Origin of the sequence: Bifidobacterium sp. ESL0682, from assembly GCF_029392815.1 — a bacterium.
Lineage (GTDB): Bacteria > Actinomycetota > Actinomycetes > Actinomycetales > Bifidobacteriaceae > Bifidobacterium.
In genome coordinates this window covers 1,833,182-1,847,569 of the sequence record NZ_CP113942.1, presented here as the reverse complement: position 1 = coordinate 1,847,569, position 14,388 = coordinate 1,833,182, and the positions used below count along the sequence as shown (strand labels likewise).

8 protein-coding genes and 3 pseudogenes are annotated in these 14,388 nt (G+C 57.9%); 7 read left to right on the top strand and 4 right to left on the bottom strand.

Going from position 1 to position 14,388, the window contains the following annotated elements:
* Window positions 1-129: 129 nt before the first annotated feature.
* Both leuC and leuD read left to right on the top strand, forming a co-directional pair.
* Complete coding sequence (gene leuC, locus OZX57_RS07675) at window positions 130-1,533, top strand: 3-isopropylmalate dehydratase large subunit (RefSeq protein ID WP_277162058.1); 1,404 nt, start codon at window positions 130-132, stop codon at window positions 1,531-1,533.
* A 189-nt stretch (window positions 1,534-1,722) separates the two neighbouring features.
* Entirely contained in the window at window positions 1,723-2,394 is a 672-nt protein-coding gene (gene leuD / locus OZX57_RS07670; RefSeq protein WP_277162057.1) for a 3-isopropylmalate dehydratase small subunit, read from the top strand.
* 345 nt (window positions 2,395-2,739) lie between these two features.
* On the opposite strand, the gene OZX57_RS07665 is transcribed toward leuD, so the two are convergent.
* A complete protein-coding gene (locus OZX57_RS07665) occupies window positions 2,740-3,729 on the bottom strand; it encodes an NAD(P)-dependent alcohol dehydrogenase (protein ID WP_277162056.1) in 990 nt (329 codons plus the stop codon).
* Window positions 3,730-4,223: 494 nt separating this feature from the next.
* On the opposite strand from OZX57_RS07665, the gene murA reads away from it, so the two are divergent.
* From murA to OZX57_RS07640, 5 genes and pseudogenes are all read left to right on the top strand, one after another.
* Window positions 4,224-5,549, top strand: coding sequence for a UDP-N-acetylglucosamine 1-carboxyvinyltransferase (murA, locus tag OZX57_RS07660; protein ID WP_277162055.1), 1,326 nt, complete (start codon window positions 4,224-4,226; stop codon window positions 5,547-5,549).
* Between the two features lie 411 nt (window positions 5,550-5,960).
* A complete protein-coding gene (gene dnaB, locus OZX57_RS07655) occupies window positions 5,961-7,400 on the top strand; it encodes a replicative DNA helicase (protein WP_277162054.1) in 1,440 nt (479 codons plus the stop codon).
* 95 nt (window positions 7,401-7,495) lie between these two features.
* Window positions 7,496-8,203 (top strand): annotated as a pseudogene (locus OZX57_RS07650) (Mur ligase family protein); the annotation flags it as partial.
* Window positions 8,204-8,541: 338 nt separating this feature from the next.
* Window positions 8,542-9,201 (top strand): annotated as a pseudogene (locus OZX57_RS07645) (DUF1727 domain-containing protein); the annotation flags it as partial.
* 26 nt (window positions 9,202-9,227) lie between these two features.
* Window positions 9,228-9,990: pseudogene (locus OZX57_RS07640) on the top strand (glutamine amidotransferase).
* Window positions 9,991-10,254: 264 nt separating this feature from the next.
* On the opposite strand, the gene OZX57_RS07635 reads toward OZX57_RS07640, so the two are convergent.
* The 3 genes from OZX57_RS07635 to uhpT form a co-directional block, all read right to left on the bottom strand.
* Window positions 10,255-12,036: a glycoside hydrolase family 13 protein gene (locus OZX57_RS07635; RefSeq protein WP_277162053.1), complete on the bottom strand. Its 1,782-nt coding sequence runs from the start codon at window positions 12,034-12,036 to the stop codon at window positions 10,255-10,257.
* A gap of 172 nt (window positions 12,037-12,208) precedes the next feature.
* Window positions 12,209-12,943 carry a histidine phosphatase family protein gene (locus tag OZX57_RS07630; protein WP_277162052.1) on the bottom strand — a complete coding sequence of 245 codons (735 nt, stop codon included), beginning with the start codon at window positions 12,941-12,943 and terminating at the stop codon, window positions 12,209-12,211.
* The gene (gene uhpT / locus OZX57_RS07625) at window positions 12,940-14,349 is read right to left on the bottom strand and encodes a hexose-6-phosphate:phosphate antiporter (protein ID WP_277162051.1); all 1,410 of its coding nucleotides are present in this window, start codon (window positions 14,347-14,349) and stop codon (window positions 12,940-12,942) included. Before uhpT ends, OZX57_RS07630 begins: the two co-directional genes overlap by 4 nt.
* Window positions 14,350-14,388 lie beyond the last annotated feature (39 nt).

The window sequence follows — 14,388 nt, the reverse complement described above, 5'->3', positions numbered from 1 at the left end:
TCACGATATGAAACAAAGATGTCCATATTGTTGACAAACGCCGATACTCAGAAATACACATCACCACAAAAATCCGTGTGGACGAAGTATTGACGGGAGACGGCCCGAAAACCGACGATAGGAGGTCGTATGGCGAGCACATTGGCTGAAAAAGTCTGGGCCGATCACCTGGTGTATCAAGGTAAAGAGGGCGCTCCGGATCTGCTGTATATCGACCTCATGCTCATGCACGAGGTCACCAGTCCGCAAGCGTTCGAAGGCCTGCGACTGGCCGGACGTAAGCCTCGCCACACCGACCTCTTGATCGCCACCGAAGACCACAACACGCCTACGGTCGACATCGACAAGCCCAATCCGGACGAGACTTCCGCCAAGCAGCTGAGCACGCTGGAGAAGAACTGCAAGGAATTCGGAGTGCTGCTGCATCCGTTGGGTGACGCCGATCAGGGCATCGTTCACGCCTTCGCGCCGAATCTCGGCCTGACGCAGCCAGGCATGACCATCGTCTGCGGTGATTCGCACACCTCCACGCACGGTGCGTTCGGCGCACTCGCGTTCGGCATCGGTACCTCCGAGGTCGAGCACGTCATGGCTACGCAGACCTTGTCGCTGAAGCCGTTCAAGACCATGGCCGTCAACGTTGAAGGCGAACTGCCGAAAGGCGTGACTGCGAAGGACATCATTTTGGCCATCATCGCCAAGATCGGCATCGGCGGCGGGCAGGGCCACGTCATCGAATATCGCGGTTCTGCGATCCGTTCGCTCTCCATGGACGCGCGTATGACCATCTGCAATATGTCCATTGAGGCTGGCGCCCGCGCGGGCATGATTGCCCCTGACGAGACCACCTTCGAGTACCTGAAGGGCCGTCCCTACGCGCCGACCGGCGAGATGTGGGACAAGGCCGTGGCCTATTGGAAGACGCTCAAAACCGACGATGACGCGACTTTCGATAAGGAAGTCACCATCAACGCTGCTGATCTTTCGCCTTACGTCACCTGGGGCACCAACCCCGGCCAGGGCGCTCCGATTACCGACGATGTGCCGGATCCGGCCAATATCGCCGACGCCGAGCAGCGTCAGGCCACGCAATCCGCGCTCGAATATATGGGCTTGAAGCCCGGAACGCCAATCAAATCGATTCCGGTAGATACCGTTTTCATTGGCTCCTGCACCAACGGCCGCATCGAGGATTTGCGCGCCGCCGCATCCGTTATGAAGGGCCATCACAAGGCTGATTCCATCCATCGCGTGCTGGTCGTCCCGGCTTCGTCCCGAGCCCGTTTGCAGGCCGAGGATGAAGGGCTTGACAAGATCTTCAAGGACTTCGGTGCGGAATGGCGCAACGCCGGTTGCTCGATGTGCCTGGGAATGAACCCGGACAAGCTGGTTCCCGGCGAACGTTCGGTATCGACCTCGAACCGTAACTTCGAAGGCCGTCAAGGCAAGGGTGGGCGCACGCACCTGGCCTCGCCGCTGGTCGCTGCCGCCACCGCCATTCGCGGCACGATTTCCAGCCCCGTCGACTTGTAATCAACGTCTGTTGCTTTTACGCACATACTCAAAGTGGTCATGCGAAAACGATAAGTGAGCAAGTTCAATGCTGTAAGGCATTTACTTATTGCTGTTGAGTTGGTAAAAGTAGCAGATAGACACGTTGAACGGTTTTTCGCCGATTCGATTCGGCTGTTGAAGACATTAGGTATATAAGGAAGAAACATTATGGAGAAACTTACGCAGGTCACCGGCGTTGGCGTCCCGCTTCGGCGTTCGAACGTCGACACCGACCAGATTATTCCGGCGGTCTTTTTGAAACGCGTCACTAAGACTGGCTTTGAGGACGCACTGTTTTATGCGTGGCGACGCGACCCGGACTTCATTCTGAACAAGCCCGAGTACCAGAACAAGGGCAAGATTCTGGTCGCTGGTCCTGATTTCGGCATCGGCTCGTCGCGTGAGCACGCGGTTTGGGCGCTGCGCGACTACGGCTTCCGCGTTATCATCAGCCCGCGCTTCGCGGACATCTTCTATGGCAACACCGCCAAGAACGGCGTGCTGGCCGCCATTATGCCGCAGGAAAGCGTTGAACTGCTGTGGAAGCTTCTGGAAGAGGAGCCTGGTCGTGAGATGACCGTTGATCTGAAGGAACGCACTGTGACCTGCGGCGATGTCACTCTGCCCTTTGAAGTCAACGATTACACGCGTTGGCGCCTGATGAACGGCTACGACGACATCGACTTGACGCTGCAGCATGAGGACGCCATCGCCGACTACGAAAAGATGCGCGCCCAGCGCTTCCCGTTCAAGCCCAAGACGCTGCCCGCCAAGCATGCCCCTGAAGAGCCTGTTTCCTCCGCGCGCCCGGTTGATGACAGTATTGGGCAGGACCGTTAAGCGCGTAGCCCTGTGGGCTACGCGTAGGTCCTGCGTGGTTCCGCGATTCTCGAGCGGAACCACAAAGCATTGAGCCCGTTTCCGGAGGAAACGGTCAATAATTACAGGAACAGGACCGTTAAGCGTGTAGCCCTGTGGGCTACGCGTAGGTCCTGCGTTACCTTGCGATTCTGGAGCGAGGTAACAAAGCATTGAGGCCGTTCCCGTAAAGGAACGGACAATAATTGCCGTTCCGGACCGTTAAAGGCGTAGATAGATTTTCAATTCGGATATAAAAACTGAGTCCTTACTCTGATTATTCATCAGGATAAGGGCTCAATCATATTCAACTATATGTTGAAAGGTTTAGAAGTTGTAGCTCAGCGCAATCTTGCCCTGCGGATGGTGGTTCACCGCGAATTCGATGGCTTCGGCGATGTCGGTGATGGCGAAGGTCCTGTCAATGACGGGCGTGATGGCCTTGTTTTCGGCGAGCTCCTTGATGTAGGGGTATTCCTTCTTCATCTGCGCGAACCCGATGCTGCGCAACGATTTGCCGGTGCCTTCGAAGCATTCCTTGCCACGCTGGTTGGCTTCGCCGGTTTGCTGCATGCCGCCGACGGGAACGTAGACGCCGCCGTCAGCAAGCAAGTCGCGGTACTGCTCGAGCGTCGCATAGCCATTGACGGCGAGGATGCAATCATAGCGATCGCTGGATTTTGTGAAGTCCTCTTTGGTGTAATCGATCACCTTGTCGGCGCCGAACGAACGCACGAGATCAACGTTGTGAGTGCTGCATACCGCGGTCACCGTTGCGCCAAACGCCTTGGCGATCTGCAAGGTGAACAGTCCGACTCCGCCGGTGGCGCCGTTGACGAGCACGTTTTGCCCGGGCTTGATGTCCGCCAGACGAACCTCGCTCAACGCAACCTGCGCGGCTGCCGGCAACGTTGCCGCTTCCTCAAAGCTCAGATTCGTCGGTTTCAGGTAAAGATCGCCGTCGTTGATGACTGTGTATTCCGCCCATGCGCCGATGAGCATCGGGGTAGCGCCGAACACTTCGTCTCCCGGCTTCACATCGGTGACCTTGTTGCCGACTTCCTCGACCACGCCGGCGACATCGACGCCGAGCACCTTGCCCAGCGCATGGATGACGTTCTCGTCCATATTGCGCATCATCGGGCTCATTTCCTTGCCCATCACCGGCTCGATGAACCGCATGTAATCCGCGAGATTCAGCGATGAAGCCTTGACATTCACCAGGACCTGGTTGTCCTCAATCGTCGGCTTGTCGACTTCCTCGACGTGCAGAGCCTCTTTGGGCGCTCCGAATTGTGTGTAGACGATGCCTTTCATGCGATGTCCTTTCACTGACATTGACGTTGGCCCGATGCGATTGCATCGAGTTTCACTTCAATCTCTGGCGGTTCGTGTTTGACTGCTGATCATTACAGATTGATACATCATCGTATCCCGAATCTCTGACCCTTGACGCTGAAGAACAGATGGTGTTTGGTTTTGGAATGACTAAAACGGAAACGTCGCTTGATGATTGCTCAATTGCTGTCTATCTTGGGTTTATTAGACAATGCCAGAGCCCGCGAAGTGGACGAGCGCATGTTGTTTGTCATGAAACATATCGTCAAAAATGAGACAGTAATAGTAATGACTGAACAATCGCTCTGAATGGCGGTTTTACACCATTTTGCCGGGTCAAATTGCGCAGTTGCAGCGAATCCGTTCGGCTTCGGGCGCATTTTCGTGGATGCTTCACCGAGCCACCACAACCGCTGTGGCACACTATGTAGTAGTAAGCTCGCTTAATAGAGAGCCGACGAAAGAGGTTGATTTTGGCAGATACTACACAAGATGTCCTGCACGTCGAAGGCGGCAAACCGCTCAACGGAACCATCAAGGTGCGCGGCGCCAAGAATTTCGTAAGCAAGGCAATGGTCGCGGCTCTGCTTGCGCCCGGTGTCTCCGTGCTCAAAAACGTTCCTGAGATTCGCGACGTCCACGTTGTCTCCGACCTGTTGCGTCTGCATGGCGCAACTGTCGACTGGGATGACGACAAGGGCACATTGAAGATTGACGCGACCAACGTTCAGCTCGCCGATGTGGCCGACGTTGATACGCTTTCCGGCTCCTCCCGCATTCCGATTCTGTTCTCCGGCCCGCTGCTGCACCGTTTGGGCGAGGCGTTCATCCCGCAACTGGGCGGATGCAATATCGGCGGACGACCGATTGACTTCCATCTGGAGACCCTGCGCAAACTCGGTGCCAATGTCGATAAGGAACATCAGGACGGCATCCACATCACCGCTCCCAACGGCCTGCATGGCGCGAAGATCCACCTCCCGTATCCATCCGTTGGAGCGACCGAGCAGACGCTTCTGGCCGCCGTTCAGGCCGAGGGCAAGACGGAGCTTTCCGGTGCGGCCACCGAACCTGAGATTATGGATCTGGTCGCGGTTCTGCAGAAGATGGGTGCCATTATTTCCGTCGATGTCGACCGTACTTTCCGTATCGAGGGCGTCAAGGAGCTCAAAGGCTTCACTCATACCGCGCTGACCGACCGTATCGAGGCCGCTTCTTGGGCTTCGGCTGCGCTCGCCACGCACGGCGACATTTTCGTCAAGGGCGCCACGCAGCCCGAGATGATGACCTTCCTCAACGTCTATCGCAAGATTGGCGGCGAGTTCAACGTTACCGACGAAGGCATCCGTTTCTGGCATCCGGGCGGGGATTTGAAGCCCGTGGCCATCGAGACCGACGTGCATCCCGGCTTCATGACCGACTGGCAGCAGCCGCTAGTCGTCGCACTGACCCAGGCCAACGGCCTGTCGATCGTGCACGAGACCGTTTACGAGAACCGTTTCGGCTTCACCAAGCCGCTGGTGCAGATGGGCGCCACCATCCAGCTTTACCGTGAGTGCCTTGGCAGCCTGCCGTGCCGCTTCCAACAGCGTAACTACAAGCATTCTGCCGTCATCTTCGGGCCCACGCCGCTCGAAGGCCGCGATATCGATGTGCCGGACCTGCGCGGCGGCTTCAGCCACCTCATCGCGGCGCTCGCGGCCAACGGCCCGTCGAACGTGCAGGGCATCAGCCTGATCGATCGTGGTTACGCCGACTTCCGCGGCAAGCTCGCCGCCCTCGGAGCCGATTTCGACTGAAATCGATAGGCCGTAACTGTTCACATGATCTCCCTGCCGGATATTCCGGTGGGGAGATTTTCTTTGTCGCAAAAATCAGTATGTGGCAGTAATGGGCAAGCCCGATTTTTGAGCAGACGAGCGATGTATCACAGGGTAGCGGAATAGGCAAATCGAAGGTTGATTAGGATTGCTCTATCCCCATATTATGCACTGAGTTATCCCCATGGTGTGGATAACTTTGTGTATTGTCCCCAGTGACACGCCTTGAATGTGGATAACTTATTTTCTTGTCCACATGCAATAGCCCGTGCGTGTCGCATTCGACTTTCGAATCCGAAGAGGACATCATCACCGCATGCTTGTAGAGCTTTCGGAGGAAGAGCGCGCAAAATACTGATTTTTTACGAGGAATTGGTTAAGCTAGGCGGCATGGCAGACGGAAATTCTTGGGACTCTTCGCGCTCGCGTTCGGGCGGCGATTTTGGCTTGGACAAGTTCAACAGCGATACTTCGGCAGCCAATGCGACGTTGTTCGATCGCGTGCCGCCGCATGACGATGACGCGGAAATGGCCGTGTTGGGCGGCATGCTGATGAGCAAGGATGCCATCGGCGAGGTCTCGCAGATGATCGACGTCTCCGATTTCTACCAGCCCAAGCACCAAACCATCTATGAGGCAATCATCACCCTGTTCTCCGCCTCTGAACCGGTTGACGCGGTGCTTGTCGCCAACGCGCTGCTCAAAGACGGCGACCTTGAAAAAGTGGGCGGCGCCGATTATCTGCACAGCCTGGTGGCCGCAGTGCCGACCGCAGCCAACGCCACGTATTATGCCGAAATCGTCCACCAGCGTGCCATCCTGCGCAATGTCATCGCCGCCGGCACGAAAATCGCCCAGCTCGGTTATTCCGCTGAAGGCTCGCAGGCCGAAGATGTGGTGAACCTGGCTCAGTCCGAGGTCTACGAGATGAGCGTGGGCAAGGTGCGCCAGGACTACGAGGCCATCGGCCCAGTGGTTCATGATGCGCTCGACCAGCTCGACGCCCTCCAGAACGGCACCATCGAAAAGGGCGTGCCGACAGGCTTCAAGGGTATTGACGATGAGACGCAAGGTCTGCAGCCCGGCCAGATGATTGTGGTCGCCGGCCGTCCAGCTATGGGCAAGTCCACGTTGGGCGTGGATTTCGCGCGTTCCGCTGCACTGCACAACAATCTGACCACCGTCATTTTCTCGCTCGAGATGAGCAAAACCGAGCTCGCACAGCGTATCATCTCCGCCGAAACCGGTATCCCTCTGGTTGCTCTGCGTCGTGCGGACAACGATAGCCTGACCCCGGAGCGCTGGAATACGCTCAACGACTTCTGGACGGCGATGCAGAATGCGCCGTTGTTCCTCGACGACAGCCCGAACATGAGCCTGATGGAGATTCGTGCGAAGTGCCGCCGCTTGAAGCAGACCAATGATCTGAAGCTCGTTATCATCGATTACCTGCAGCTCATGAGCTCAGGCAAGCAGGAGGAGAGCCGTCAGCAAGAGGTTTCAGGTTTCTCGCGTGCGCTGAAGCTGCTGGCCAAGGAACTTGAAGTTCCAGTGGTCGCGCTGTCTCAGCTCAACCGTGGCCCCGAAATGCGTAACGACAAGAAACCTCAACTCGCCGATTTGCGTGAATCCGGCTCCATCGAGCAGGATGCCGACGTGGTCTTCCTCGTCCATCGTCCCGATTTCTACAACGAAGAGGACAGGCCGGGCGAGGCCGACATCATCCTCGCGAAGCACCGCAACGGCAAGACTGGCACGTACCCGCTCGCCTTCCGCGGCGACGTCTCGCGCTTCCAGGATATGCCGCAGGACTACAACCAGGGGGTCTGATGGTTGGCAAATCGCAAATGAACGTCCGTCGAATAGTTCAATCAGCGCAGTCGTCTCAGCCGGTACACCCGTCGTTTATGCAAAGTCGGTGAATCATGAATACTCAGAACAACGTCAATGAGACCGGCCAGGACGGCAACAAGAAAAGCGGCATATCGGACGAAGCTTCGACGCTGCGCAAACCGTGGAACGCCTTTGCTACTCCGACCATCGGCAAGGCGGTTCGCGGGCTTTCGCGGCTGCTGCATCATGGCGGTAGTGCATTCCCGGGCAAGGTCGTCGAGACAATCGATCCGACGTTCCTGGTGCGAACGCTGGGCCAGTTGCCTTACGGAGTCGTGTTGGTTTCCGGCACGAACGGCAAGACCACGACCACCCGCATGATTGCCTCGATCTTGAAAGACCTGAATCTCAAGGTATTCACTAACCCGACCGGTTCCAATTTCACTCGTGGGGTCGTTTCAGCGTTGCTCACCGAGGTCTCAGCCTCCGGCAAGCTCGACGCGGACATCGCGGTGCTGGAGCTTGACGAGGCGTATGCGGTGCATTTCGTCCAGCAGGTCAAACCGCGTTACGCCTTGCTGCTGAACGTGATGCGCGACCAACTCGACCGTTTCGGCGAGATCGACAACACCGCGCGGCTGCTGAGCAAAGTTGCCGAGGCGACGACGGGGACAGTGGTGTTGAACCGTGAGGACCGCCGAATCGCGGCGCTCGCGGACGTGGTGCCGGAAGGTACGCAGGTCCGTTATTTCGGCCTTTCCGATGAGTTGCGCAAGCTTTTCCCATCCGACGATGATATGCATGCGGGGATTTGTCAGCCGCAGAAAAGGCGGCCGGGAAGGTGAAGGGCGTCAATACGGCATTGGCCAGTGCCGTTGCTCCTGGAGCCGTTTCACACGCTGATCATGATGGGATCGCCAAGATCTCCGCCGCCGGAAACCTCCAGCAACAAACTGAAAAAGCTTCATCGCCTCTTGCAAGTAGTGATGGTGTCAGGGCATCAGCGCAGGAAGCTGTTTCTAGTGATTCCAACACCGCTACTGATTCCGCGGGAAACCGCGTTATTCCTAAGCTTGACGCGCGCGAAACGGTTTCGGCCTCTGCGGCCATGTCTGATTCGTTGGCATCTCATCGCCTTGCGGACGTGGTGCTGAACCGCGTGGGCGATCACGAGGCGGAATTTGTGATGGATGACGCCGAATTCGAGACGAAAGTCCAACTGGAGGGCGTCTATAACCTGTTCAACGCGGCTGCGGCGCTCGCCGTGGTGCGTGCTGTCACCGAGGAAATGAAAAACGCGAACACCACCCTGCCCAGGGCGCGCGACGAGCGGCTGATGCGGGCACTTTCGCATGTCACCCCGGCGTTCGGCCGTGGCGAGGTCATCAACGTCGACGGCGCCCCCGTTGAGCTGCTGCTGGTCAAGAACCCGATGGGCTTCAGGATGTCGCTTTCGAGCTTTACGCCGGCTGGCCACGACACCATGATCGTGATCAACGACGAATATGCCGACGGGCGTGACATGAGCTGGCTGTGGGACGTTGATTTTACTTCGTTGTGCGGCACCGGTGTCAAGATGGTTTCAGGCGTGCGTGCCTGGGACATGGCGCTGCGCTTGGAATATGAAGGTGTAAACGTGGCGGAAACCGACACGAATCTTGAAGAGGCCGTTCGTAAGTTCGTCACAGCCAATCCAGGCACACCGAAACATATCTATTGCACGTATACCGCGATGCTTAAGGTGCGCTCGGAGCTTGGCAAATACGCCGAAGTCGCCGACGCCGGGGTGGGGAAGTGAGTCCGATGACCGAAAACAACGGTAATATGCAATCTCCAGTGGCCGCCCGTCCCATCGACGTGATGTCCATTTATCCCAAGGATATGAACATCTATGGTGACTGGGGCAATGTGCTCACCATCAAGCGTCGGCTTGCGCTTTACGGCTACGAACCGGTCATCCATACCTACAACAGGCGACCTATGGCCGGAGCATGTCGACATGATTCTCGGCGGCGGCGGGCAAGATAACGGACAGAAGAAGATTTCTGAAGACTTCTTCAAGCGTGCGGACATCCTGCGTCGGCTCGCACAAGAGGACGTGCCGATGCTTATGATCTGTGGCATGTACCAGCTCTTCGGCGAGTATTTCGAGACCATCGACGGCACTAAACTCGACGGTATCGGCGTTTTCGGTGTCTACACCGAGGGCCGCGAAACGCGTATGATCGGCAACCTCTTGGAACATTCCGACCAGTTCGGTGACATCATCGGCTACGAGAATCATTCCGGCCAGACCTTCCTGCGCGAAGGCGTGCAACCGTTTGGCCACGTCGACCACGAGGGCTGGGGCAACAACGGCGAAGACCGCACCGAAGGCGCCATCGTCCACAACGTCATCGGCACCTACATGCACGGCCCGCTGCTGCCCAAGAACCCAAAGGTCTCCGATTTCCTCATCCGCGCCGCCGCCGTCCACCGCTACGGCGAATTCGAGCCGCAGCAAAGTGCCGCTCAAAAGGCCGAGCTCGCCCACATCGACGAGCTTGCCGCCAATGCGCGTGACGTAGCCATTTCTCGCCCAAGATGAGAGGATTGTCTGTGCATTTCGCATAGGCATATCGAGGCCCGGACGCATGGCGTTTACCTGCTATACGCGCATAGAGCAGGAATTCAGCCATAAGATGTGCCATTAGAAGTTGTCTTTTATTGGGGGATGGCGCTAAACGAAGTAAAGAAGAAGGCTGAAAACGCGGAAGCTGGATTCCATGAAGTACAAGGAACCCGGCTTCCGTTTCTTTGTCCCTCAAAGGGTAGGGGCAAAGAATACGCACTTATAAGAAGTAAATCGGCTTTATTGCAGACGCATCCACGCGGAGGTGTCCTGCGGCAGCTTGCCGTCATCGGTGAGCGGGCTGGAGCTCAGCAGCACTTCACCTTCGGGCAGGGCCATCGGCTCAGCACTGAAGTTGGTGATGTTTGCCCAGCCGTTGGCACGACGATAGGCGATGGAGCCGCCCAGATTGCCGTCAGCTCCGTCATGGAGATTGGACTGGCTGTCATAGTCATCAAGCCAGGTCAGGGAGGTGTCTGGAGTCTGCAGCTCGTGGCGTAGCTTCAACACGCGGCGATAATGCGCCAGCATCGAATCGTCATCGGCTTCCTCGCTGTCCACGGCATAGTCGGAGAACCATGCGGGCTGCGGCAGATGGGGCTTCTCGGCGTTGCTGCCGTCGGCCTGCTGCTCAGGGGAGAAGCCGAAGGTGCTTGCGCTTGACTGCCAAGGCAGTGGCACGCGGCAGCCGTCGCGTCCCTTCTTGGTCAGGTCGCGGCGAGTGCCGAAGGCCCACGGGTCCTCGAGTTCGTCCCACGGGATATCGGGAACTTCGAAGAGTCCGAGTTCTTCGCCTTGGTAGACGTATGCCGAACCCGGCAGTGCCATTTCCAGCATCACCGCGGCACGGGCGCGCTTGGTACCCAGTTCGCGATTCTCATGATAAGTGGAGCCGTTGCGCAGCAGCCAGTCATTGGCCACGGCATGGTAGAGGCCATTGTCGGTCTTGATTTGTGGAAGAGCGTAACGCGAGGCGCTGCGGGGCACATCGTGGTTGCCCATCACCCAAGTGGAGGTGGAGCCGTTGGTACGTGCGGCAGAAGCGATGCCGTCCTCGATGGCCTCGTGCATCTCGTCGCGCAGCCAGTTGCACTCGGCGAACTTGAAGTTGAAGACCTGGCCGAGTTCATCAGGACGGGCATAGAGATATTGACGGGAAGCCGGCACCCAGGCCTCGCCGACCGCGAAACGGGCTGGTGTGTACTTGTCGAAGACCTCGCTGCGCCATTCGCGGAAGATCTCGTGCACTTCGTCGCGGTCATAGACCGGGTGCGTGCCATCTTCGACGGTTATGTGCATCGCGTCGACGTCATAGTTGTCGAGATCGTCGCGGTCAAGGTCTTTGGCCAGGCCTTCGGCCACATCCACGCGGAAGCCGTCGGTGCCGTGGTCGCACCAGAATTTCAGAGTCTTCAGGAAGTCGTCGCGCACCTCACGATTGTCCCAGTTGAAGTCCGGCTGTTCCTTGGCGAACAAGTGCAGGTACCACTGGCCGTCAGGCACGCGGGTCCATGCCGAACCGCCGAAGTTGGCGATCCACTTGGTCGGCGGCTCGTCGCCGTTTGGGCCTTTGCCGTCGCGGAAGATATAGCGGTTACGCGCGTCGGAACCCGGCTCAGAATTGAGGGCTTCCTGGAACCAGGGATGCAGACGGGAGGAGTGGTTCGGCACGATGTCGACAACCACCTTGATGCCGGCCTCATGGGCCGCCGCAACCATGTCGTCGAAATCGTCCATGGTGCCCAGACGCGGATCGACGTTGCGGTAATCCTGCACGTCATAGCCGCCGTCGGCCAGCTCGGAAGGGTAGAACGGCGAGAGCCATACCGCGTCCACGCCGAGTTCTTTCAGATAGCCCATCTTGCTGGTGATGCCTTTGAGGTCGCCCAAGCCGGAACCAGTGGAATCCTTGAAGCTGCGGGGGTAGATCTGGTAGACCACCGCTTGCTTCCACCACAGGTCGGCTGGGGTAGAGCCGTTGGCATGGGCGGATGGTTGCGGTGCGTTGTCGATGTGTGACATGGTGCTCCTTGCTGTCTGATCTCAATATGAAGTTATGGAACCGTGAATGGCCATGTGCAAGTCCGTATTCGAAACCACAAATTGGTGTGTGGTCCCGAATACGGACTTGCATACGGGGTGGCCGGCAGGAACAACTGTCATTGCCGCCGGCCACCTTCTGGCGAGGTGAAAGCTATTGCCGTCCCCGCTCGTAATATTCCGTGGAACCTACCGGGCCGACGATGGTGAAACGTCCATCGGCGTAGCTCAGTTTGGTGGTGGCGGTGTTGCCCTGATCGGACAAGTCTGCCTCCGGGTCCACGCGGTAAAGGAACTGGCGCAGGCTCAGGCCCGAGCTGACAACCAGCACGTTCCCTCCGCCCTGCTGTTCCGCAGACTGGCCGATGCGGGTCATGGCACGCATCATGCGATCCTGAACCTGTTGCGAGCTTTCGGCTCGGTCTTCAGCGTCCAAGTCGGTGTTCAGCACGTTGCGCTGGTCGAGAGCATACAGGGCATCCTGCAAGTCCAGATTCGCCTTGGTGCCGATGGCGTCAAGGCCGGCTTGCATCGAGGCGTATCCCAGCTCGTCCATCGCGGCCTGGGTGGAAGCTGCGATGTCGCGTCCTTCAAAACTGCCGAAGTTGTCCTCACGCAGATCCGGGTCGCGGGTGATGGATACTGATTCGTTCCCTGAATAGTCAAGAGCTCCGCGGGCTGTCTCGTAGTGGCGCTGCAAAGTGCCGCACCAAGCGGCCGTAAAGGTGATGCCCTTCAAACCGCGGCCGAAGCAGCGGATGATCTCGCGTCCCTCACGGGTGACCGGGAAGTCTGACCAGCCCTGCATCAGCCCCATCGCATTGGATGTGGTCTTGGTATGGCGGGCTAGGTAGATCGTTACCGGAGCAGTGCTGTTCGTGTCGCTCATTGTGCCGCGACCTCAGACTTGCGGGCGCGGATCTTGCGCTCCTCAGCGATGGCGACGATCAGCTGGATGACGAATGCGCAGGCGATGGCCACGTAGATTACGGTGAAGGTGTCGCCCCAGCCATGCAGCACATGGCCAAAGAGGTTGATGCCCTTAGCCGAGGAGTCGGCGATCTTGGCGAGCAGCGCCTTGGCGGTGGAGTCACCGAGCAGATAGGCGAACGCACCGAGTAGGCCGCCGGCCAGTGCCGAAGCCTTCTTGGGGACCTGGTTGAGCAGGGAGATACCGATGAGCACCTGCGGACCGAATGCGAAGAGACCGACGAAGAAGATGGCGATCAGTACTGCGGTGGGCGTGGTGCCCTTCTGGTAGAAGACCATCGGGATGTTCACGGCGGCGAGGCAGATCAGGGAAACCAGTGCAGGGCGACCCTTGAGGGCGTCGGAGACGGCTCCCCAGGTGATGCAGCCGATCATGGAACCGAGACCGAAGTAGAAGATGGCCTGAGCGCCGACCTCAGTGCTGAAGCCGAGCTGCTCGGTGAGTCGCAGGGACGACCAGTTATCAACGCCGGTGCGCATGATGTAGGCGAAGACGTCGGAGAAGCAGAGCAGCCAGACCAGCGGGTTCTTCAACAGATACTTGCAGAAGATGGTCCAAGTAGATTCACCTTCGGAGGAGACATCCTCTTCCTTGGCGGGTTCGCCGAAGATCGTCTCAGCGGATTCCCAGCCGAGGTCTTCGGGGCGGTTCTTGCCGACGGTGAAGCAGATGATGCCCACAATGAACGCAACGATGGCCGGGGCAATGAACATGCCCGCCACTTTGCCGTGGAAGAAGGTGTTGGCGCACCAGAGCGAGAACATGCCAGCGAGGCCGCCGCCGATATTGTGGGAGGCGCTCCAGATGCCGTAATAACGGCCGTAGTTCTTCTTGGTGGTCCAGTTCATGATGACGCCGGAGCAGCAGGGGCCAGCTCCGCACTGGAAGAGTCCGTTGACAGCCCAGAAGGCGAGCAGCCAGCCGATGGGCATGTTGTTGAAGGTCAGCAGGAAACCGAAGCAGGCTACGATCAGCGATGCACCCATCAGCATGATGGAGGCGGCCTTCTTGTTGTCCTTGTCGGTGACGAAGTAGCCGACAACAATCTTGCCGATGCCATACGCCAGAGAGAAGCCGGTGCCGATAAGGCCGAGGTCGGTCGTCGTCATGTGCAGCTGCGACTTGAGCAAAGGCTGCGCCGCCTTGAAATCATCGCGCACGAAATACATGAAGCTGTAGAGCAGCACACTGATGATGAACGGCTTCATGAACTCCTTGAACCACCGCTTGCGCTGTTCTGAAACCGGTAGGTTAATCTTTGGTACATGCTTGTCAAATGCCAGATTGAACGTATTGTTTGACACTGCGACCTCCTTGTTCCTTATCCTCGTTGAGTTGTCCAA